Origin of the sequence: Pseudomonas sp. UBA6753 (genome assembly GCF_002453565.1) — a bacterium.
Taxonomy (GTDB): Bacteria; Pseudomonadota; Gammaproteobacteria; order Pseudomonadales; family Pseudomonadaceae; genus Aquipseudomonas; species Aquipseudomonas putida_Z.
Window position 1 is genome coordinate 338,869 of record NZ_DKHD01000032.1, and the last position, 22,346, is coordinate 361,214.

The 22,346-nt window shown below is 63.1% G+C and carries 18 protein-coding genes; 13 read left to right on the plus strand and 5 right to left on the minus strand.

Going from position 1 to position 22,346, the window contains the following annotated elements:
• The first annotated feature begins 25 nt into the window (after positions 1-25).
• Both B2790_RS13245 and rhlB read left to right on the plus strand, forming a co-directional pair.
• Positions 26-682 carry an alpha/beta hydrolase gene (locus tag B2790_RS13245; protein WP_046616497.1) on the plus strand — a complete coding sequence of 219 codons (657 nt, stop codon included), beginning with the start codon at positions 26-28 and terminating at the stop codon, positions 680-682.
• 101 nt (positions 683-783) lie between these two features.
• A complete protein-coding gene (rhlB, locus tag B2790_RS13250) occupies positions 784-2,247 on the plus strand; it encodes an ATP-dependent RNA helicase RhlB (protein WP_025340574.1) in 1,464 nt (487 codons plus the stop codon).
• A 128-nt stretch (positions 2,248-2,375) separates the two neighbouring features.
• Here the strand turns inward: rhlB and moaE are convergent, their stop codons facing one another.
• The 5 genes from moaE to B2790_RS13275 form a co-directional block, all read right to left on the minus strand.
• Complete coding sequence (gene moaE / locus B2790_RS13255; protein WP_013974144.1) at positions 2,376-2,822, minus strand: molybdopterin synthase catalytic subunit MoaE; 447 nt, start codon at positions 2,820-2,822, stop codon at positions 2,376-2,378.
• A 2-nt stretch (positions 2,823-2,824) separates the two neighbouring features.
• Positions 2,825-3,070, minus strand: coding sequence for a molybdopterin converting factor subunit 1 (gene moaD / locus B2790_RS13260; protein ID WP_025340576.1), 246 nt, complete (start codon positions 3,068-3,070; stop codon positions 2,825-2,827).
• Complete coding sequence (gene moaC / locus B2790_RS13265; protein WP_286918966.1) at positions 3,070-3,540, minus strand: cyclic pyranopterin monophosphate synthase MoaC; 471 nt, start codon at positions 3,538-3,540, stop codon at positions 3,070-3,072. The genes moaD and moaC overlap by 1 nt, the downstream gene beginning before the upstream one ends.
• A gap of 116 nt (positions 3,541-3,656) precedes the next feature.
• A complete protein-coding gene (locus B2790_RS13270; protein ID WP_013974146.1) occupies positions 3,657-5,051 on the minus strand; it encodes a PhoH family protein in 1,395 nt (464 codons plus the stop codon).
• Positions 5,052-5,359: 308 nt separating this feature from the next.
• Positions 5,360-6,487 (minus strand): polysaccharide deacetylase family protein, encoded by a 1,128-nt coding sequence (locus B2790_RS13275; protein ID WP_274120361.1) that lies wholly within the window; start codon positions 6,485-6,487, stop codon positions 5,360-5,362.
• A gap of 137 nt (positions 6,488-6,624) precedes the next feature.
• Here B2790_RS13275 and yaaA point away from each other — a divergent pair, with 137 nt between their 5' ends.
• The 11 genes from yaaA to B2790_RS13330 all read left to right on the plus strand — a co-directional run bounded on the left by yaaA (position 6,625) and on the right by B2790_RS13330 (position 22,346).
• Entirely contained in the window at positions 6,625-7,404 is a 780-nt protein-coding gene (gene yaaA, locus B2790_RS13280; protein ID WP_274120360.1) for a peroxide stress protein YaaA, read from the plus strand.
• 865 nt (positions 7,405-8,269) lie between these two features.
• Positions 8,270-9,586, plus strand: coding sequence for a nucleotide sugar dehydrogenase (locus B2790_RS13285; RefSeq protein ID WP_085592165.1), 1,317 nt, complete (start codon positions 8,270-8,272; stop codon positions 9,584-9,586).
• Between the two features lie 73 nt (positions 9,587-9,659).
• Positions 9,660-11,141 (plus strand): glycosyltransferase family 2 protein, encoded by a 1,482-nt coding sequence (locus tag B2790_RS13290; RefSeq protein ID WP_084785351.1) that lies wholly within the window; start codon positions 9,660-9,662, stop codon positions 11,139-11,141.
• Positions 11,142-11,177: 36 nt separating this feature from the next.
• Positions 11,178-12,344, plus strand: a complete 1,167-nt coding sequence (locus B2790_RS13295; RefSeq protein ID WP_025340581.1) for an alginate biosynthesis protein Alg44 — start codon at positions 11,178-11,180, stop codon at positions 12,342-12,344.
• A 165-nt stretch (positions 12,345-12,509) separates the two neighbouring features.
• Entirely contained in the window at positions 12,510-13,889 is a 1,380-nt protein-coding gene (gene algK / locus B2790_RS13300; protein WP_286919003.1) for an alginate biosynthesis TPR repeat lipoprotein AlgK, read from the plus strand.
• Positions 13,886-15,364, plus strand: coding sequence for an alginate export family protein (locus B2790_RS13305; RefSeq protein WP_274078288.1), 1,479 nt, complete (start codon positions 13,886-13,888; stop codon positions 15,362-15,364). The genes algK and B2790_RS13305 overlap by 4 nt, the downstream gene beginning before the upstream one ends.
• A 22-nt stretch (positions 15,365-15,386) precedes the next feature.
• Complete coding sequence (algG, locus tag B2790_RS13310; RefSeq protein ID WP_075046287.1) at positions 15,387-16,946, plus strand: mannuronan 5-epimerase AlgG; 1,560 nt, start codon at positions 15,387-15,389, stop codon at positions 16,944-16,946.
• A gap of 13 nt (positions 16,947-16,959) precedes the next feature.
• Positions 16,960-18,402: an alginate O-acetyltransferase gene (locus B2790_RS13315; protein WP_025340584.1), complete on the plus strand. Its 1,443-nt coding sequence runs from the start codon at positions 16,960-16,962 to the stop codon at positions 18,400-18,402.
• A gap of 7 nt (positions 18,403-18,409) precedes the next feature.
• Positions 18,410-19,513 carry a mannuronate-specific alginate lyase gene (locus tag B2790_RS13320; protein WP_025340585.1) on the plus strand — a complete coding sequence of 368 codons (1,104 nt, stop codon included), beginning with the start codon at positions 18,410-18,412 and terminating at the stop codon, positions 19,511-19,513.
• Between the two features lie 207 nt (positions 19,514-19,720).
• The gene (locus B2790_RS13325) at positions 19,721-21,178 is read left to right on the plus strand and encodes an MBOAT family O-acyltransferase (protein WP_286918967.1); all 1,458 of its coding nucleotides are present in this window, start codon (positions 19,721-19,723) and stop codon (positions 21,176-21,178) included.
• Between the two features lie 10 nt (positions 21,179-21,188).
• Positions 21,189-22,346, plus strand: a complete 1,158-nt coding sequence (locus tag B2790_RS13330) for an alginate O-acetyltransferase (protein WP_025340586.1) — start codon at positions 21,189-21,191, stop codon at positions 22,344-22,346.

Here is a 22,346-nt window from a genome sequence, read left to right on the forward strand (position 1 = left end):
AGACCCGCACACTTTCGGAGCAGTCATGACCAACCCGCTGATTCTCGAACCGCAGAAAACCGCCGATGCCTGTGTGATCTGGTTGCACGGCCTGGGTGCCGACCGTTACGACTTCCTACCAGTGGCCGAATTCATGCAGGAGCGCCTGCTCAGCACCCGTTTCGTCATGCCCCAGGCTCCAACCCGCCCGGTAACCATCAACGGCGGCTACGCCATGCCCAGCTGGTACGACATCAAGGCCATGACCCCGGCCCGTGCCATCGACGAGGCGCAGCTGGAAGAATCGGCCGAGCAGCTCATTGCCCTGATCAAGGCCGAGCAGGCCAAAGGCATCAGCCTGTCGCGGATCTTCCTGGCCGGTTTCTCCCAGGGCGGCGCGGTGGTGCTGCACACTGCCTATATAAAGTGGCAAGAAGCGCTGGGTGGCGTGATCGCCCTGTCCACCTACGCCCCAACCTTCAACGACCAGCATCAGTTGAGCGCCTGCCAGCAACGCACGCCGGCCCTGTGCCTGCACGGCGTGCATGACCCGGTGGTGATCCCTGCCATGGGCCGCACCGCCTTCGAGTACCTGAATACCTGGGGCGTCGCCGCTCGCTGGCACGAATACCCGATGGAACATGAAGTGGTGGTGGAAGAGTTGAGCGACATCCACGACTGGCTGAGCAAGCAATTGCAATAAGCCAGGGCCGCCTGTAGTTGTAAGGCTATTCCACTACGCCGCGCCTGAATCTTGCTTTACACTGCCCGGCGTACATTCCTTAACCAGTTGACGAGACGATCGTGCTCAAGGCACTCAAGAAAATTTTCGGCAAGGGAGACGCCGCGCCACAGGCCGTCGCTCCTGCTGCCAGCGTGACGCTGCCTGCGCCCGCACCCGCCAGCGAGGCCCAGCCTGCGGCAAAACCGGCCGCCCCACGCGCCACCCCAGCGCCACAGGCCGAACAGCCTGCCGCCGTTACGCCAGCCGCCGACAAGCCGGCCAAGGACAAACCGCGTCGCGAGCGCAAGCCCAAGCCGCAGGCCAGCCTGTGGAAACCGGAAGACTTCGTGGTCGAGCCGCAGGAAGGCAAGACCCGCTTCCACGACTTCAAGCTGTCCAACGAGGTGATGCACGCCATCCACGACCTGGGCTTCCCGTACTGCACGCCGATCCAGGCACAGGTGCTGGGTTACACCCTGCGTGGCCAGGACGCCATCGGCCGCGCCCAGACCGGTACCGGCAAGACTGCGGCGTTCCTGATCTCGATCATTTCCCAGCTACAGCAGACGCCGCCGCCGAAGGAACGCTACATGGGCGAGCCACGCGCACTGATCATCGCGCCAACACGCGAGCTGGTGGTGCAGATCGCCAAGGATGCCATCGCCCTGACCAAGTACACCGGCCTGAACGTGATGAGCTTCGTCGGCGGCATGGACTTCGACAAGCAGCTCAAGGCCCTGGAAGCGCGCCATTGCGACATCCTGGTGGCCACTCCGGGCCGCCTGCTGGACTTCAACCAGCGCGGCGAGGTGCACCTGGACATGGTCGAGGTGATGGTGCTGGACGAAGCCGACCGCATGCTCGACATGGGTTTCATCCCCCAGGTGCGCCAGATCATTCGCCAGACGCCGCCGAAAAGCGAGCGCCAGACCCTGCTGTTCTCCGCCACCTTCACCGACGACGTGATGAACCTGGCCAAGCAATGGACCACCAACCCGGCCATCGTCGAGATCGAGCCGGAGAACGTTGCCAGCGAAACGGTGGAGCAGCACGTCTATGCGGTGGCCGGCAGCGACAAGTACAAGCTGCTGTACAACCTGGTGACCCAGAACAAGTGGGAACGGGTGATGGTGTTCGCCAACCGCAAGGACGAAGTGCGGCGCATCGAGGAAAAACTCGTGCGCGACGGCATCAATGCCGCGCAGTTGTCGGGCGACGTGCCGCAGCACAAGCGTATCCGTACCCTGGAGAACTTCCGCGAAGGGCGCATCACCGTGCTGGTGGCCACCGACGTGGCGGGGCGTGGCATTCACATCGATGGCATCAGCCACGTGATCAACTTCACCCTGCCGGAAGACCCGGACGACTATGTGCACCGCATTGGCCGGACAGGCCGTGCGGGCACCAGTGGTGTGTCGATCAGCTTTGCCGGTGAGGATGACTCGTACCAGCTGCCCGCGATCGAAGAGCTGCTGGGGCGCAAGATCAAGTGTGAAATGCCACCGGATGAGCTGCTGAAGCCGGTGCCGCGCAAGCATCACTGATTGGTGTTGGATTCTTCGCGGGCTTGCCCGCTCCCACAGGTGCTCCACAGGTTTCGGAAACTGTGGAGCACCTGTGGGAGCGGGCAAGCCCGCGAACCGGGGCAAAGCCCCGGCCATCAATACCCTGTCTACCAGCGCTCGGCGGCATCCTGGTCACTCTGCTTCCCTTCCACCCACCGTGCCCCTTCCTGGGTATTTTCCTTCTTCCAGAACGGCGCCCGGGTCTTCAGGTAGTCCATGATGAAGTTGCAGGCATCGAACGCCGCCTGCCGATGGGCACTGGCCACACCGACGAACACGATCGGTTCGCCCGGTTCCAGCGCACCGATGCGGTGCAGCACCTCCACCTTGAGCAACGGCCAGCGCTGCTCGGCCTCGACCACGATCTTGGCCAGGGCCTTTTCGGTCATGCCCGGATAGTGCTCGAGGAACATCCCCGCCACTTCGCGGCCATCGTTGAAATCCCGCACGTAGCCGACAAAACCGACCACCGCGCCCACGCCGACATTTGCCGCGTGCATGGCATTGGTCTCGGCCCCCGGGTCGAACGCGCCCTCCTGTACTCGCACAGCCATGTTCAGCCTCCGGTCACCGGCGGGAAGAATGCCACTTCATCGCCCTCTTCCAGCGGCTCATCGAGCTTGCACAGTTCTTCGTTGCGCGCACACATCAGGTTCTGCTCGGCCAGCACTTCGTACTGCCCACCCTTGGCCACCAGGGCCTGGCGTACATCGTCGAGCACCGTGAACGCGCCCTCCACCCGCTCGGCATCCACGCCCAGCAGTTCGCGGTAACGCGCGAAGTACATCACCTTGACCTTCATCACGCCTCCACCTTGTAGTGGCCGCTCTTGCCGCCGAGTTTTTCCAGCAGGCGCACCTGCTCGATGACCATACCTTTATCCACAGCCTTGCACATGTCATAGATCGTCAGCGCGGCAACGCTGGCGGCAGTCAGCGCCTCCATCTCCACGCCGGTCTGCCCGGCCAGCTTGCAGCGGGCGAAGATACGCACGGCGTCCTGCCCCTCGGCGCTGAGCTCGACCTTGACGCTGGTCAGCATCAACGGGTGGCACAGCGGGATCAGGTCGCTGGTCTTCTTCGCCGCCTGGATCCCGGCAATGCGCGCCACGGCGAACACGTCGCCCTTGGGGTGTTCACCGTCGACGATCATCTGCAAGGTCTGTGGCAACATGCGCACCCGCGCCTCGGCGGTGGCCTCGCGCTCGGTCACGGCCTTTTCAGTGACGTCGACCATGTTGGCCCGCCCCTGGGAATCAAGATGTGTCAGCACTGCTCTGCTCCTGTGAAGGGAACTTGCAGTGTAAACCTGTGAGTCAGGTTTGAGCAGAGGGGTGCGTCAACCGTGCCCGCGAAAAGGCCGGGCGGCGAACCGCCCGGCGGAGAGGGTTACAGATGCGACTCGGCGTACTCGGCCAGCACCGAGCGTGGCACGCCCTGCAGGGTGATGTGCACGCCATGGGGGAAGTCCTTGAAGCGCTCGGTCAGGTAGGTCAGGCCCGAGCTGGTCGCGGACAGGTAGGGGGTGTCGATCTGCGCCAGGTTGCCCAGGCAGACCACCTTGGACCCGGAGCCGGCACGGGTGATGATGGTTTTCATCTGGTGCGGCGTCAGGTTCTGGCACTCGTCGATCAGGATCAGGCTCTGCTGGAAGCTACGGCCACGGATGTAGTTAAGCGACTTGAACTGCAACGGCACGCGCTCGAGGATGTACTCGACGCTGCCATGGGTGCTCTCGTCATCCATGTGCAAGGCTTCGAGGTTGTCGGTGATGGCGCCCAGCCAGGGTTCCATCTTCTCGGCCTCGGTACCCGGCAGGAAGCCGATCTCCTGGTCCAGCCCCTGCACGCTGCGGGTGGCGATGATGCGCCGGTAGCGCTTGCTGACCATGGTCTGTTCGATGGCCGCGGCCAGGGCCAGGATGGTCTTGCCGGAACCGGCGGCGCCGGTCAGGTTGACCAGGTGGATATCCGGGTCGAGCAGGGCGAACAGCGCCAGGCTCTGGTGGATGTCACGCGGCTTCAGGCCCCAGGCTTCCTGGTGCAGCAGCGGTTCCTGGTGCAGGTCGAGCAATAGCAGCTCATCGTTGCGGATACCCTTGATCCAGCCGACGAAGCCCTGTTCATCGATGATGAACTCGTTGACGTGAACAGCCGGCAGGTTGTCGATCAATTGCACGCGGTGCCAGGTGCGGCCACGCTCCTGGCGGGTATCGACCTTGCTCACCCGGTCCCAGAACGAGCCGGTGACCGAATGGTAGCCCTTGGACAGCAAGGACACGTCATCGACCAGCTGGTCGGTGCTGTAGTCCTCGGCCGCGATGCCACAGGCACGCGCCTTCAGGCGCATGTTGATGTCTTTGGTAACCAGCACAACGTCCAGGTCGGTGCGCCGGGCCCGTACTTCGAGCAACTGGTTGATGATGATGTTGTCGTTGAGGTTTTCCGGCAGCAGCTTGTTCGGCTCGTTGCGCGGAGTCATCAGGATGGACAGGAAGCCCTTGGGCCCGCTCTTGCCACGCTGGATAGGCACGCCCTGCTCGACATCGCTGGGCGAGGCGTCACCAAGGGTCTGGTCGATCAGCCGAATGGCCTGGCGGCATTCGGCGGCGATGGTCTGTTTGCCGGTCTTGAGCTTGTCGAGTTCCTCCAGCACCGTCATCGGGATGGCGACATGGTGCTCCTCGAAGTTCAGTAACGCGTTGGGGTCGTGAATCAGGACGTTGGTATCGAGCACATACAGGATAGGCTTGCTGGAGGAAGGGTTGCGTCCTTGGTCATCCATACTCGGTCACCTTATGTCGAAGCCACACGGCGTGGTCTGTTACGCCGCAGAGTGACTGCCGCTGTCCCCGTATCCGCGTTGTTACGGGCGGGAAGCGAACCTGGCTAGGTGGGCCTGGATGACGCCACCTGTGCTGCAGGTATCGGCTGTCTGGTTTCTTCATACCGCAAAAATGATGACTAAAAAAAGTCTTTTTACGTGCAGGTGAAGTTTATTTTTCCAAATGACGAACAGGGGTTGGCGAGGGGGCGCGTGAGGACTACAGTCAAAAATCAGGCTGGCATTGCTGAGGGGCGCTTTGCGGCCCCCTACCCCCTCAAGCCATAAGCTTGGCAATCTTCCCAACCAATCCCGCTCTGCGCCGTATTGCGCAACAACCACTCCACCGCCGGCTGCGCCTTGGGCAGGCTGTCATGGAACTGGATCACCCCCTTGCGCCACAGCAGCATCAAGGTCAACACCCGCTGGGCAGAGGCCTCGGCGCTCAGTGCGCCATCATCCTGGGCATCGATGTCCCACAACGATACCTGCAACTGCTGGCTGGCCATGAACGCCTCGCCATCGGCCCGACGCTGCCCGTAAGGCGGGCGAAACAACGGCACATACTGCTCCGGCAGGTCGGCCTGCACCCGCGCCTGGCTACGCCGCAGCGAGTCCTGCCAGCCTGTCCACTGCGCATGGGAGCGGTACTCCCAACCCTGGATCCCCACGCACTGCCCGCCATAGAGCTGGCGCAAGGCATCTGCCGCCCCGGCGTCGCGGCGTTGCTGCAGGCGGTTGCCGAGCACGAAGAACGTGCCTTCAAGCTTTTGCCGGCGCAGGTAATCAGCCAGCAGGTCGGTACTGCCGCCATCCGGCCCGGGCCCGCCGACGAAGGTCAGCAGGAACATGCGGTCGTTCAGTTCATCCCCATTGCGCTCGCGTGAGGACAGCCGCTCCACCTCGCTGCTGGTCTGCGGCAGCAACGCCGCCTTGCGCAGTTGTTCGTCCAGGTAACGCACATGGAACTGGTGGCTCGGCTCGATCCAATCGGTGTAGAAAGTGCCGACATCGGCAGCGAACGTCGCCGCTTGCGTACGCAACTCCGCCATCGACGTCACCGGGTAGCAGAACGACGCATCCTGCTCGCAACTGCGCTGCGCCTGTTGATAACCTTCCCACAACCGCTGCCACATGCGCGCCCGCACCAGGCGCACCTTCTGCAGGTTGACTTGACGTAGCCCCAAGCGTGCCGCCAGCGCCGCGTCGTCCAGCAGTTCGCTTTCGTGCAGCACCTGGGCGAACGAGAAGATCTCGGCCCGCGAGGCCACATCGAACAACGCCGGGCTGTCCAGCTGTTCGGGCCACAGGCTGCGGTCCAGGCTCACCTGGGGTGAAGGGGCGGCTTGCACGGCCAGGCTCAGCAGAGCGGCCAGCAAGGCAGAGGCAATACGCACGGTTGAAGGCTCCGTAACGGCGAAACGCGCACTATAGCCTCTGCACCGGCCATGGTCTGTGACTATCGTCGCCATAGTTTGGACTTGCACCGCCCAGCCCGTAGAATTCCCGGCCAACGATGCCAGGAGCCGACCCGATGCTGACGGTGATTTCCCCCGCCAAGACCCTCGACTACGACACCCCGCCGGTGACCGAGCGTTTCACCCTGCCCCAGTACCTGGACGACTCCCAGGAGCTGATCCAGCAGCTGCGCGACCTGTCGCCGGCGCAGATCAGCGAACTGATGCACCTGTCCGACAAGCTCGCCGGCCTGAATGCCGCGCGCTTCGGCAGCTGGACCCCGGACTTCACCCCGGCCAATGCCAAGCAGGCGCTGCTGGCGTTCAAAGGTGACGTGTATACCGGCCTCGACGCCGAAAGCCTGGGCGAGGACGACTTGAGCTACGCACAGCAGCACTTGCGCATGCTTTCGGGCCTGTATGGCCTGCTGCGCCCGCTCGACCTGATGCAACCCTACCGTCTGGAAATGGGCACCAAGCTGGCCAACGCCCGCGGCAAGGACCTGTACGCCTTCTGGGGCACGCGCATCAGTGAATGGCTGAACCAGGCCCTGGCCGAACAGGGCGATGACGTGCTGCTGAACCTGGCCAGCAACGAGTATTTCAGTGCGGTGAAACGCAGCGCGCTGAAGGCCCAGGTGATCAACGTCGACTTCAAGGACCTGAAGAACGGCCAGTACAAGATCATCAGCTTCTACGCCAAGAAAGCCCGCGGCATGATGAGCCGCTTCGTCATCCAGCAGCGCATCAGCGACCCGGAGCAGCTCAAGCAGTTCGATGTGCAGGGGTACTACTATAGTGCCGAACAGTCGAAGCCGGACCACCTGGTGTTCCTGCGGGATCATCCCACCGAGTAAGCCTGTAGCACCGTTTTCGCGGGCACGCCCGCTCCCACAGGTATGCCACTGAATTCAAGGTCAGTGACCAACCTGTGGGAGCGGGCGTGCCCGCGAATGGGCAAAAACATTTCTCCCCGCCTTTGCCCTGCAACAGGGCACACTTCATATCGCCATCACGCCACAAATCCGACGCCAAAAAATCGACAAGCCGCGACTTATAGACAAACGCCATAAGACCGTTCGTAGCTTTTTTGACGAATTTTTCAAAATATTTTTCGATGCTGGCATAAAAATATCTCGCAACAGTTTCGCCCTTTATATATCGGGGCAAAACACCCGTGTGCTATCAGATTGAAATTGTCTGCCACTGAAAAAATATTTAGAAATCTTTCATCCACGCCGAACCCACCCCGGAACTTCTGCTACGACGAATCGCTCATAGTGCCGTAACGATTTTCCTGCCCCCGGGCTGTGAGAGATGACTTACAGATGACAACGGCAGGTATCCACTACCAGCCCCAACAACTTCGACAGGTATGACGGGCAACCCCCGAAGACCCTGTCCATGCAGGAGAGACGCGTCCCTTTCAATTCGTCCTAGTGGTTGATTTCAAAGGATTTTTCCACTTGAAAAAACAAGCACAGCAAAGCGCCACGTAGCGCCTTGCAATAAAGACGGCTGCATTCCAGGGCACGTTTTTTAATTAATGGCTTTTTACTGCCACATTTGAGTGCATAACTTTTTGCGCTCCGGATTTATTTTGCCTGCGCTCGGCGAAGTGTGCATTTCGCCATGGATCCGTGCGCCCGAAAACTGTTGTTAATCAACCCAGTCCGGCTCTCCCCGGAGGTGCCGACGTGATAAACACATGAGGTGATAGCGATGCGTATCAGCATCTTTGGTTTGGGTTATGTGGGTGCGGTCTGTGCAGGCTGCCTGACGGCGCGAGGCCATGAAGTGATCGGTGTGGACGTGTCCAGCACCAAGATCGACCTGATCAATCAGGGCAAGTCGCCCATCGTCGAACCTGGCCTGGAAGCACTGCTGCAACAGGGCATCGCCAACGGCCGCCTGCGCGGTACTACCGATTTCGCCGAAGCCATCCGTGCCAGCGACGTATCGATGATCTGCGTGGGTACCCCAAGCAAGAAGAACGGCGACCTGGGCCTCGAGTACATCGAGTCGGTGTGCCGCGAAATCGGCTACGTGCTGCGTGACAGCGAGCGCCGCCACACCATCGTGGTACGCAGCACCGTGCTGCCGGGCACCGTGAAGAACGTGGTGATCCCGATCCTCGAAGACTGCTCGGGCAAGAAAGCCGGCGTCGACTTCGGCGTTGCGGTCAACCCGGAATTCCTGCGTGAAAGCACCGCGATCAAGGACTACGACCAGCCACCGATGACCGTCATCGGCGAACTGGACACCGCCAGCGGCGACATCCTGCAGGCCCTGTACGAAGAGCTCGACGCCCCGATCATCCGCAAGCCGATCGAAGTGGCCGAGATGATCAAGTACACCTGCAACGTGTGGCACGCCACCAAGGTCACCTTCGCCAACGAGATCGGCAACATTGCCAAGGCCGTAGGCGTGGATGGCCGTGACGTGATGGACGTGGTCTGCCAGGACAAAGTGCTGAACCTGTCCCAGTACTACATGCGCCCTGGCTTCGCGTTCGGCGGCTCGTGCCTGCCCAAGGACGTACGCGCCCTCACCTATCGCGCCGCCAGCCTCGATGTACGCGCACCGCTGCTCGACTCGCTGATGCGCAGCAACGAATCGCAGGTGCAGAACGCCTTCGAGCTGATCGAAGCCCACGACAAGCGCAAGGTCGCCCTGCTCGGCCTGAGCTTCAAGGCCGGCACCGACGACCTGCGTGAAAGCCCGCTGGTGGAACTGGCCGAACGCCTGATCGGCAAGGGCTACCAGCTGGACATCTACGACGAGAACGTCCAGTACGCCCGCGTCCACGGCGCCAACAAGGACTACATCGAGTCGAAGATCCCGCACGTGTCGTCGCTGCTCAACGCCGACTTCCAGAAGGTGATCGACAACGCCGACATCATCGTCCTGGGCAACCGTGACGAGCAGTTCCGTGCACTGGCCCAGCAAGCGCCGGCCGGCAAGCACGTGATCGACCTGGTCGGCTTCATGAGCAAACCGACCTGCGCCACCAGCCGTACCGAAGGCATCTGCTGGTAAGTGCTGGCCGGGCAGCGGGGGCCTCCCCACCCCCGCTGCCCACCTTTTCCCGAATTCTCGACGGATGCTGAACATGCAAAGGATCCAGACAGTGCTGTTGCAGTGCGCCGGTTGGCTGCTCTACATGAGTCTGCTCATGCTGATCGCCCTGGCCCTGCCAGCCGATATCTTCGACTCGCAGTCGAAGCACTTCATCTTCCTGGTCGGCGCAGTCGGCATCTGGCGCTATTCCATGGGCGCCACCCATTTCATCCGCGGCATGATCTTCCTCTACGGTGTGTACCCGCACCTGCGCCGCAAGGTGCAGAAGATGGGCAAGGACGCCGACCCGTCCCACGTGTACCTGATGGTGACCAGCTTCCGCATCGAAGCACTCACCACCGCCCAGGTGTACAGCTCGGTGATCCGCGAGGCGATCAACTGTGGCTTCCCCACCACCGTGGTCTGCTCGCTGGTGGAGATGTCGGACGAACTGCTGGTGAAAAGCCTGTGGGCCAAATACAACCCGCCAGCCCACGTGAAGCTGGACATCGTGCGCATCGCCGGTACCGGCAAGCGCGACGGCCTGGCCTACGGTTTCCGTGCGATTTCGCGCATGCTGCCGGACGAGAACGCCGTGGTGGCGGTGATCGACGGCGACACCGTGCTGGGCGATGGCGTGGTACGCAAGACCGTGCCGTGGTTCAAGCTGTTCCCCAATGTCGGCGGCTTGACCACCAACGAGTTCTGCGAAGTGCGTGGCGGCTACATCATGAGCGAGTGGCACAAGCTGCGCTTTGCCCAGCGCCACATCAACATGTGCTCGATGGCCCTGTCCAAGCGCGTGCTGACCATGACCGGGCGCATGTCGATGTTCCGCGCCAGCGTGGTGACCAACCCCGAGTTCATCGCCGACGTCGAAAGCGACTCGCTGATGCACTGGCGCCTGGGCCGCTTCAAGTTCCTCACCGGTGACGACAAGTCCAGCTGGTTCAGCCTGATGCGCCTGGGCTACGACACCTTCTACGTGCCGGACGCCGCCATCAACACGGTCGAGCACCCGCCGGAGAAGAGCTTCCTCAAGGCCAGCCGCAAGCTGATGTACCGCTGGTACGGCAACAACCTGCGGCAGAACTCCCGCGCGCTTGGCCTGGGCCTGCGCCGCCTGGGGCTGTTCACCAGCATCGTGCTGTTCGACCAGCGCGTGTCGATGTGGACCAGCCTGCTGGGCCTGACCGTGGCGGTGATCGCCAGCCTCAAGTTCGGCCTGGGCTTCCTGCTGGTGTACCTGCTGTGGATCGGCATCACCCGCCTGATCCTCACCATCATGCTGCTGTGCTCCGGCCACAACGTAGGCCCGGCCTACCCGCTGATTCTCTATTACAACCAGATCATCGGCGCGCTGATGAAGATCTACGTGTTCTTCCGCCTCGACAAGCAGTCCTGGACGCGTCAGCCCACTGCCCTCAAGCGTGACCTCGCCAGCTTTCAACAATGGTTCAACACCTGGTCCTCGCGGACCATGACCTTCTCGGCTGCCAGCATCTTCGTTGCTGTGCTGTTCATGGTCGTGTGAGCCCAACCCGGATCGGAACTAACAGGAACAAACCACATGAATACCGCCGTGAACGTCAACGTCGTGCATGAGTCCGAAGCCCAGCGCCAGCATGCCCGGGTACGCATCCCCGCCAAGCTGCGGTTCCTCGACCCTCAGCGCCAGGCCCACGATGTGAAGGTCGACGACCTCTCCGCCGGTGGCCTGAGCTTCCACACCAAGCAACCACTGTCGGTTGGCGACGTGCTCCGCGGGCGGCTGCAGTTCACGGTCGACAACCTCGGCCTGTCGATGGACATCGAGTTCCAGGTGCGCTCCTACAACCCGGGCAGTGGCCGTACCGGCGCCCAGTTCCAGAACCTCGAGCCCCGCGATATCGCCACGCTGCGCCACATCATCACCTCGCACCTGTCGGGTGAGCTGATCACTGCCGGCGATGTGCTCAGCACCTTGCAGCGCGACAACTTCACCAAGGCGCGCAAGCAGAAGGACGGCGGTGCCGGCCTTAGCGCCTTCGGCCGCCTCAAGGCGGTCACCGTCACCCTCGGCGTGTTCGTGGTCGGTGTCGCCGCCTTCGGTTTCATCGCCAAGTCGCTGTACGGCATGTACTTCGTCAGCCATGCCGAAGCCGGCGTGGTCGCGGTACCCACCACCAACGTCACCATGCCGCGCGACGGCACCGTGAACAGCCTGGTCGAAAGCGGTGGGCAGATCGCCAAGGGCGCGCCACTGGCCAGCTTCACCACCAGCATGCTGGACATGCTCAAGGGCAACCTGGAAGACGCACAGCTGGAGCCGGCGAAGATCGAGGAACTGTTCGGCAAGCAGCTGTCCGGCACCCTCACCAGCCCGTGTGATTGCGTGGTTGCCCGCCAGCTCGTGGACAACGGCCAGTACGCCGCCAAGGGCCAGCCGATCTTCCAGCTGATCCCGCGCACCACCAACCCGATGATCGAGGCGCGCTTCACCTACCGCCAGTTCGACGAGGTCAAGCCAGGTACCCGGGTCAACTTCCAGGTAGCCGGCGAAGACGAAGTACGCACCGGCCAGATCGTCAGCAGCGCCAGCCTCAACAGCGAAGACCTGGCCGCCGACATCCGCGTGCAGATCAAGCCCGACAGCGCCCTGCCCGCCGAACTCGCCGGTCGCCCGGCTTCGGTCAACAGCGACCGTGGCCCATCGCTGAACTGGCTGATCGACAAAGCCATGGCCCGTGGGCTGTAAGAGGACAAGCCTATGACTAGCAGACAACCCGATACCTGTGGGAGCTGGCTTGCCGGCGATCGAGTGCGCAGCACTCGCCCAGCAGATGTATCGCCTGCACTGGCCAATCGCCGGCAAGCCAGCTCCCACAGAGTTCGTGTGAACCTTGGTTTGTGTGGCCTGGCCATGGCCATCGCCCTGGCCGGCTGTGCGGGCCTGCCCGACCAGCGCCTGGCCAACGAAGCCATGAAGCGCGGTGACACGGCACTGGCCGAGCGCAACTACAAGGCGCTGGCCGACCTGGGCTACAGCGAAGCGCAAGTGGGCCTGGCCGACATCAAGGTCGCCACCCGCGATCCGGCGAAAATCAAGGAAGCCGAGGCCACCTACCGTGCCGCGGCCGCCATTTCGCCGCGTGCCCAGGCGCGCCTTGGCCGCCTGCTGGTGTCCAAGCCCGACAGCACCCAGGCCGAGCGCGAAGAAGCCGAAACCCTGCTCAAGCAAGCCGCCAAGCAGGGCGAAAGCAACACCCTGATCCCGCTGGCAATGCTCTACCTGAGCTACCCGCAGAGCTTCCCCAAGGTCAACGCGCAGCAGCAGATCGACCAGTGGCGCGCCGCCGGCAACCCGGAAGCGGGCCTGGCCCAGGTGCTGCTGTACCGCACCCAGGGCACCTACGACCAGCACCTGGGCGAAGTGGAGAAAATTTGCAAGGCCGCGCTGAACACCACCGACATCTGCTACGTCGAACTGGCCACCGTGTACCAGAAGCGCGGCCAGGCCGACCAGCAGGCTGCCCTGCTCGGCCAGCTCAAGGCTGCCTACGCCCGTGGCGCAGTACCGGCCACCCGGGTCGACAGCGTTGCCCGGGTACTGGCTGACCGCAGCCTCGGCCAGACCGACGAGAAAACCGCCAAGGACCTGCTCGAGCAGGTAGCCCCGGCCAACCCGGCGTCCTGGGTCAGCCTGGCGCAACTGATGTACGACTTCCCCGAGCTGGGCGATACCGACCAGCTGATGGCCTACATCGACAAGGGCCGCGAAGCCGAACAGCCACGCGCCGAACTGTTGCTGGGCCGCCTGTACTACGAAGGCAAGACCGTGCCTGCGGACGCGGCCAAAGCCGAACAACACCTGCAGGCTGCCGCCGACGCCGGCGAAGTCAGCGCCCATTACTACCTGGGCCAGCTGTACCGCCGCGGCTACCTGGGCAACGTCGAGCCACAAAAGGCCGTCGACCACCTGCTGGCCGCCGCCCGTGGTGGGCAGAACAGCGCCGACTATGCCCTGGCCCAGCTGTTCAGCGAAGGCCACGGCATTCGCCCGCAACCGGGCAACGCCTGGGTATTCGCCCAGCTGGCCCAGGCCAACCCGTCGCCGCAGTCCGCTGAATTGCTGCAGCAACTCGACCAGCAACTTACGCCTGACCAGCGCAGCCAGGCCCAGCAACTGCTGGCACAAGAAAAGCAGGCGCGCGGCAGCATGAGCCAGGGCGCCAACAGCACCCTGGCCATCGAAGCCCTGCAAGACGACGAAAAAGAAGTAACCGGTGAGGACTCGCTATGACGCTCAATCCCTTCGTGAAAGCTGGCATCGGCCTGAGCTTCGCCCTGCTGTGGTCCTGCCCGACCCTGGCGGAAATGACCGCTGAAAAGAACTTCGGCCTGGATGTGAAAATCACCGGCCAGTCGGAAGACGACCGTGACCTGGGCACCCGCTCCGGCGGCGACGTCAACGGCCTCGGTCTTGATCTGCGCCCTTGGGTATATGGCGAGCGTGGCAACTGGAGCGCCTATGCCATGGGCCAGGCCGTCACCGCGACCGACACCATCGAAACCGACACCCTGCGCCAGAACGACGACGGCACCACCACCGATACCGCCGCCGATGGCCGTGAGCAGGACAAGAGCTACCTGGCCATGCGCGAATTCTGGGTCGGCTACAGCGGCCTGACCGCCTACCCTGGCGAGCAGCTGCGTTTCGGTCGCCAGCGCCTGCGCAGCGACGATGGCATGTGGCGTGACACCAACATCGAAGCGCTGAACTGGACCTTCGACACCACCCTGCTCAAGGCCGATCTGGGCGTGGCCCAACGCTTCAGCGAATACCGCACCGACCTCACCGAGCTGGCCCCGGAAGACAAGGACCGCACGCACCTCTACGGCAACGTCGCCACGCAGTGGACCCCTGGCCACTGGGTCGGCGTACGCGCCCACCACACCCACGACGGCGGCAGCCTGAAGAACCCGGGCGAAACCGTCGATGCGCTGGACAAGACCCGCACCGGCGACCTCACCTGGCTGGGCCTGGAAGCCAACAGCGACGCCTACAACTGGCGCAACGACCACACCGTCAACTACTGGGGCAGCGTCACCTGGCTGACCGGTGATCGCGACACCCTCAGCAGCCAGGTCGTCGGTGACGACACCGTGGCCACCGGCAAGCAGAGCGGTGATGTCAACGCCTGGGCCACCGACCTCGGCATCCGCCTGCGCCTCGACCCGCAATGGCAGGTCGGTGCGGCCTATGCCCGTGGCAGCGGCGGTGGTGGCGACGACGGTTCGAGCAACTACGAGCAGACCGGCCTCGAGAGCAACCGCTCCAACTACACCGGTACCCGTTCGCGCGTGCACCGCTTCGGTGAAGCCTTCCGTGGCGAGCTGGGCAACCTGCAGGCGGCCACCCTGTTCGCCTCCTGGCAGCTGCGCGACGACTACGACGCCAGCTTCATCTACCACAAGTTCTGGCGTGTCGATGGCAACCAGAACATCGGTTCCAGCGGCATCAACGCAGTGGTCAACGACAACGGTGTGAACCGCCCGCTGGTCGACGGCGAAAAAGACCTTGGCCAGGAAATGGACGTGGTCGTGACCAAGTACTTCAAGCAAGGCCTGCTGCCGGCTTCGATGAGCCAGGCCATCGACGAGCCATCTGCCCTGGTGCGCCTGCGTGCTGGCGTGTTCAAGCCGGGCGATGCCTACGGCAAGGAAGCGGACTCGTACATGCACCGCGCCTTCGTCGATGTGATCTGGCGCTTCTGAGGCCGGTAGAGGACTTACCGTTATGAACCTTCACCCGCACTTACGTCACAGCCTGTTGGCCAGCGCCTTGCTGCTGGCCAGCGGCCTGGTGGCTGCCGCAGAGCCCCAGGTGATCGCCAAGGAACTGCAGCAGGCCAAGACCTACACGGTCTCCAGCGCGCCGATCGAGCCGCTGCACATGGACCCGCCGAAGCTGCCCGACCTGACCGGCTACACCGCCGAAGCGGTGCAGAAGAAAATCGACCGCCGCCAAAAGGGCAAGGTCAGCCTGCGCCGCATGTTCCAGGAGGATACCCTCAAGGAATTCGTCGGCGGCGACAACAAGGCGGCCGAGTGGGTCCAGCGCCAGCATGGCATTCCGCAGGCGATCTTCGTCGATGACGGCCATGTCGACCTGGTCGAGCTGAGCAAGAAGGTACCCAAGCAGTACCTCAGCGAAGTCGAGCCGGGTGTGTACCTGGCGCGCCTGCCGATCGTGGTCGGGCAGAAGGGCATCCTCGAGATCGATGGCAAGGTCAAGCAACTGCGCCTGTCCCAGGAAGGCGGTTCGTTCCTGGTCAACGACGGCAAGCTGTTCGTCACCGACACCCAGGTGACCGGCTGGCGGGAAAAGGAAAACGGCCCGGCGACCTTCCGCTCGCCCAAGGAATTCCGCCCGTTCCTGCTGTCGTGGGGCGGCACCGAGACCTACATCGTCAATACGAAAATGGCCAGCTTCGGCTACGCCAAGTCCAAGTCGTACGGCGTGAGCATCTCGCAGTACACGCCGAACATGGCCAAGCGCATGGGCCGCCCGGAACCCACCGGCTGGATCATCGGCTCTGAGTTCAGCGACATGTGGTACGGCTTCTACTGCTACGAGACCCAGGACTTCGTGGTCAAGGACAGCACCTACCGCGACAACATCGTCTACGGCATCGACCCGCACGACCGCTCGCACCGGCTGATCATCGCCGGCAACACGGTGTACGGCACCAAGAAGAAGCACGGCATCATCGTTTCGCGTGAGGTAAACGACAGCTGGATCATCAACAACAAGAGCTTCGACAACAAGCTCTCGGGCGTGGTGATCGACCGTAACAGCGTCAACAACCTGATTGCCTACAACGAGATCTACCGCAACCACACCGACGGCATCACCCTGTACGAAAGTGGCGACAACCTGATCTGGGGCAACAAGCTGATCAACAACCGCCGCCACGGCATCCGCGTGCGTAACAGCGTGAACATCCGCCTGTACGAAAACGTCGCCATGGCCAACGGCCTGGTCGGCGTGTACGGCCACATCAAGGACCTGTCCAACACCGACCGCGACATCGCCCTCGACCCGTTCGACACCAAGGTGTCGCTGATCCTGGTCGGTGGCGAACTGGCGGCCAACGGCTCCGGGCCACTGTCGATCGACTCGCCGCTGTCGGTCGAGCTGTACAAGGTGTCCATGCTCGCCCCGCGCAAGGCCAGCGGCATCAGCCTCAACGGCGTACTGGGCGAACGCCAGGACGAAATCCTCGACCTGCTGGTACGCCAGCAAAAGGCTGTGCTGATCGACCCGGTCGAACGCCAGACCGAAATGATCGATTAAGGAAGCCCAGACCATGACTCCACATCTGATGAAACTGCTGGGCCTGTCCGCCGCCCTTCTGGCTATCAGCCAGGGCGTGCGCGCCGAAGACGTCAAGGCCCCCACCTTCAGCGCCGAGCCTTGCTGCCAGCTGTGCCCTGAAGCGCATGACGCCAGCCGCTACACCACCCGTTACCAGCAGAACTTCACCACGCTGGTGCAGGCCCAGGGCGACTGGCTGTTCCGTACCCGCGAAGACCTGCGCACCGAGTTCAATACCACCCCGGCCGGCTACAAGCGCCTGCAGCAAGTGCACGACGCGTTCAAGAAGCGCGGCGTGGAACTGGTGGTGGTGTACCAGCCGACCCGTGGCCTGGTGAACCGCAACATGCTCAACCCGGCGGAAAAGGCTGCCTTCGACTACCAGAAGGCCCTGGGCAACTACCAGGCCATGCTCAAGCGCTTTGCCAGCATGGGCTACAACGTGCCCGACCTGTCGCCGCTGACCAACGAACAGCTGGCCGCTGCCGACCAGGGCAAGGACTTCTACTTCCGTGGCGACCAGCACTGGACGCCTTACGGCGCCGAGCGCGCGGCCAAGATCGTGGCCGATACCGTGCACAAGATGCCGGCTTTCGAAGGCATCCCGCGCAAGGAATTCGAAACGAAAAAGTCCGGGCGCATGGGCAAGACCGGCACCCTGCATAACGTGGCCGGCCAGCTGTGCGGCACCAGCTACGCCGTCCAGTACATGGACCAGTTCGCCACCGAGCCGAAAGGCTCCACCGGCGGCGGCGACGACCTGTTCGGTGACGGCGGCAACGCGCAGATCACCCTGGTCGGCACCAGCCACAGTGGCAAGAACTACAACTTCTCCGGCTTCCTCGAGCAGTACATCGGTGCCGACGTGCTCAACGTGGCCTTCCCTGGCGGTGGCCTGGAAGGTTCGATGATCCAGTACCTGGGTAGCGAGGAATTCCAGAAGAACCCGCCGAAGATCCTGATCTGGGAGTTCTCCCCGCTGTATCGCCTGGACCAGGAAACCATCTGGCGGCAAATCCTTGGCCTGCTCGACGACGGCTGCGATGACCGCCCGGCCCTGATGAGCGCCAGCGCCACCCTCAAACCCGGCAAGAACGAGCTGATGGTCAACGGCAAGGGCGGCGTGATCAAAGACCTGATCAACCGCAACATGCAGATGGACGTCAAGTTCGAAGACCCGTCGGTGAAGGTGCTGCAGGCCACCCTCTGGTACCTCAACGGCCGCCACGAGGACATCAAGCTGGAAAAACCGGAAACCTCCGACACCGACGGCCGCTTCGTCTTCCAGATGCGCGAAGACGAGGACTGGGCCAGCCAGAGCCTGCTGGCGTTCGAGGTGCAGGGGCCGGAAAGCGGTACCCAGAAGGTCGAAGCCAAGCTCTGCAAACGCAACAACTTCGCCGTGCCCGCGCAGACCGCGCAGGCCGGCCAGTGAGGCGACCATGATCCCGTTCAAGCGAATTTCCCGCCCCGCCCTGCTTGCCCTGGCGTTGTGCGGCGGTGCCGCGCACGCCGCGCTGGTACCGCCCCAGGGTTACTACGAGGGGATCGAAAAGCTCAAGACCGGCGACGGCAACTTCCGCTGCGAGGCTGCCCCCAAGCCATACACCGGTGCCCTGCAGTTCCGCAGCAAGTACGAAGGCTCGGACAAGGCACGGGCAACGCTCAATGCCGACTCGGAAAAGGCCTTTCGCAAGTCCACCGAAGACATCACCACCCTTGAGAAAGGCGTGAGCAAGATGATCGGCCAGTACATGCGTGACGGGCGCCCGGCGCAGCTCGACTGCACCCTGGCCTGGCTGGGCGACTGGGCTCGCGCCGATGCGCTGATGTCCACCGACTACAACCACACCGGCAAGTCGATGCGCAAATGGGCGCTGGGCAGCATGAGCGGTTCGTGGCTGCGCCTGAAGTTCTCCAATTCGCAGCCGCTGGCCGCGCACCAGGCCGAGGCCGAGCTGATCGAAAAATGGTTCGCCCGCCTGGCCGAGCAGACCGTGCGCGACTGGAGCGACCTGCCACTGGAGAAGATCAACAACCACAGCTACTGGGCTGCCTGGGCGGTAATGGCCAGCGCCGTGGCCACCGACCGTCGCGACCTGTTCGACTGGGCCGTGAAGGAATACCGGGTTGGCGCCAACCAGGTCGACGAGCAGGGCTTCCTGCCCAACGAACTGAAGCGCAAGCAACGCGCCCTGGCCTACCACAACTACGCCCTGCCGCCGCTGGCGATGATCGCCAGCTTCGCCCAGGTCAATGGCGTGGATGTGCGCGGCGAGAACAACAACGCCCTGCAGCGCCTGGCGCAGCGGGTGCTGAACGGGTCGAAGGACCCCAGCGAGTTCAAGGCCCGCAATGGCGAGAAACAGGACATGAAAGACCTGAAGATCGACAGCAAGTACTCGTGGATGGAGCCCTACTGCAGCCTGTATGCGTGCAGTGGCGACACCCTGCAACGCAAGCGCGGTATGCAGCCGTTCAACAGCTTCCGGCTGGGCGGCGACCTGACCCGGGTCTATGACCCGAGCGCAGAGAGCAAGAAGTAACACACCCCAATGTGGGGGTGGCACCTGTGGGAGCCGGCTTGCCGGCGATGGGCTGCGTAGCAGCCCCTGTCTACCGCTGGGCAAGGCTTCGCCTTGCATCGCCGGCAAGCCAGCTCCCACAGAGGTACTAGGTTGCCTTCCAGTCTTGCACTGGGGGGTTTGGGGGGCGCTTTGCCCCGGATGCTGTGAACAAAAAGGAGAACCGGGATGGTCTTCTCGTCCAACGTGTTCCTGTTCCTGTTCTTGCCGATCTTCCTCGGCCTGTACTACTTGAGCGGGCAACGTTATCGCAACCTGCTGCTGCTGGTCGCCAGCTACATCTTCTACGCCTGGTGGCGGGTGGACTTCCTGGCCCTGTTCGCCGGGGTCACCCTGTGGAACTACTGGATCGGCCTGAAAGTCGGCGCAGCCGGTGTGCGCACCAAGCCCGCGCAGCGCTGGCTGCTGCTCGGCGTCGGTGTCGACCTGGCGATCCTCGGCTACTTCAAGTACGCCAACTTCGGCGTCGACAGCCTCAACGCGATCATCTCCTCGTTCGGCCTGGAGCCGTTCATCCTCACCCACGTGCTGCTGCCGATCGGTATCTCGTTCTACATCTTCGAGTCGATCAGCTACATCATCGACGTGTACCGCGGCGACACCCCGGCCACCCGCAACCTGATCGACTTCGCGGCGTTCGTGGCGATCTTCCCGCACCTGATCGCCGGCCCCGTGCTGCGCTTCAAGGACCTGGTCGACCAGTTCAACAACCGCACCCACACCCTGGACAAGTTCTCCGAAGGCTGCACCCGCTTCATGCAGGGCTTCATCAAGAAAGTGTTCATCGCCGATACCCTGGCGGTAGTGGCCGACCACTGCTTCGCCCTGCAGAACCCGACCACCGGCGATGCCTGGCTCGGCGCCCTGGCCTACACCGCGCAGCTGTACTTCGACTTCAGCGGCTACAGCGACATGGCCATCGGCCTGGGCCTGATGATGGGCTTCCGCTTCATGAAAAACTTCAAGCAGCCGTACATCAGCCAGTCGATCACCGAGTTCTGGCGGCGCTGGCACATCAGCCTGTCGACCTGGCTGCGCGACTACCTGTACATCACCCTTGGCGGTAACCGCAAAGGCACCTTCAACACCTACCGCAACCTGTTCCTGACCATGCTGCTGGGCGGCCTGTGGCATGGCGCCAACTTCACCTACATCATCTGGGGCGCCTGGCACGGCATGTGGCTGGCCATCGAGCGCGCGCTGGGCATCGACACCAACCCGCAGCGTTTCAACCCGGTGAAGTGGGCATTCACCTTCCTGCTGGTGGTGGTCGGCTGGGTGATCTTCCGTGCCGAGAACCTGGAGGTGGCCGGTCGCATGTACGGCGCCATGTTCAGCTTCGGCGACTGGCAGCTGTCGGAACTCAACCGTGCCCAGCTCACCGGCCTGCAGGTAGCCACCCTGGTGGTCGCCTACATCACCCTGGCGTTCTTCGGCCTGCGCGACTTCTACCGCAACGCCAGGCCAACGCCCAAGGCCACCCCGGTGGAGGTCAACAGCGACGGTTCGATCGGCCTGGACTGGACCCGGGTGATGACCCGCGCCCTGGTGCTGCTGCTGTTCGTGGCCTCGATCCTCAAGCTTTCGGCGCAGAGCTACTCGCCGTTCCTTTACTTCCAGTTCTGAGGTTGATGACATGACCCGGACATTACGCATTACCTATTCGCTGTCGTTCCTCGGCCTGCTGGTGGGCATGGGCGTCTGGTCCACCGGTGGCCTGCAAAGCTTCCAGCGTACCGAGCAGATGACCCTGCTCAACGGCAAGCTGGCCAAAGCCGCCGAGACCCACTATGACGAGCAGTTCCCGATCAAGCGCCTGGGCACCAACCTTTGGGCGGCGATGGACTTCAAGCTGTTCAACGAAGGCCGCCCCGGCGTGGTGCTGGGCCGCGACCAGTGGCTGTTCAGTGACGAAGAGTTCAAGCCCACCGCCGGTGCCGAGCAGCTGATGCAGGAAAACCTGGCGCTGATCCGTGGCGTGCGCGACACACTGCAGCAGCACGGCAGCCAGCTGGTGCTGGCGATCGTGCCGGCCAAGGCGCGGGTGTACGCCGAGTACCTGGGCAAGGAACTGCCGACCAGCCTGCATGACGACCTGTACAACCAGTTCCATGCCCAGGCACGCCAGGCCAACGTGTTCGCCCCGGACCTGATGGCACCCATGGAGCAGGCCAAGGCCCGCGGCCAGGTGTTCCTGCGCACCGACACCCACTGGACGCCGATGGGCGCCGAAGTGGCGGCGCAGGCACTGGCCGAAGCGGTCAACCGCCAGAGCCTGCTCAACGGCGACCCGCAGGCGTTCATCACCGAAGCCGGCAGCACCGCGCCATACAAGGGCGACCTGACCAACTTCCTGCCACTGGACCCGCTGTTCAGCAACCTGCTGCCAGCCCCGGACAACCTGCAGCAACGCACCACTCGCCCGGTCGAGGCCGAAGGTGAAGCCGGTGACGCACTGTTCGCCGACACGCAGATCCCGGTTGCACTGGTGGGCACCAGCTACAGCGCCAACCCGCACTGGAACTTCCTCGGCGCGCTGCAGCAGGCCCTGCGCAGCGACGTGGCCAACTACGCCGAAGACGGCCATGGCCCGCTACTGCCGATGCTCAAGTACCTGCAAAGCGATGCCTTCAAGAACGCCGCACCCCAGGTGGTGGTGTGGGAATTCCCCGAACGTTATCTGCCAATGAAGAACGACCTCAGCAGCTTCGATCCACAGTGGATCGCCCAGCTGAAGAACACCCGTAAATCCGAAGAAAACCTGGCTTTGTCGTCCACCCGGACTAACCACTAA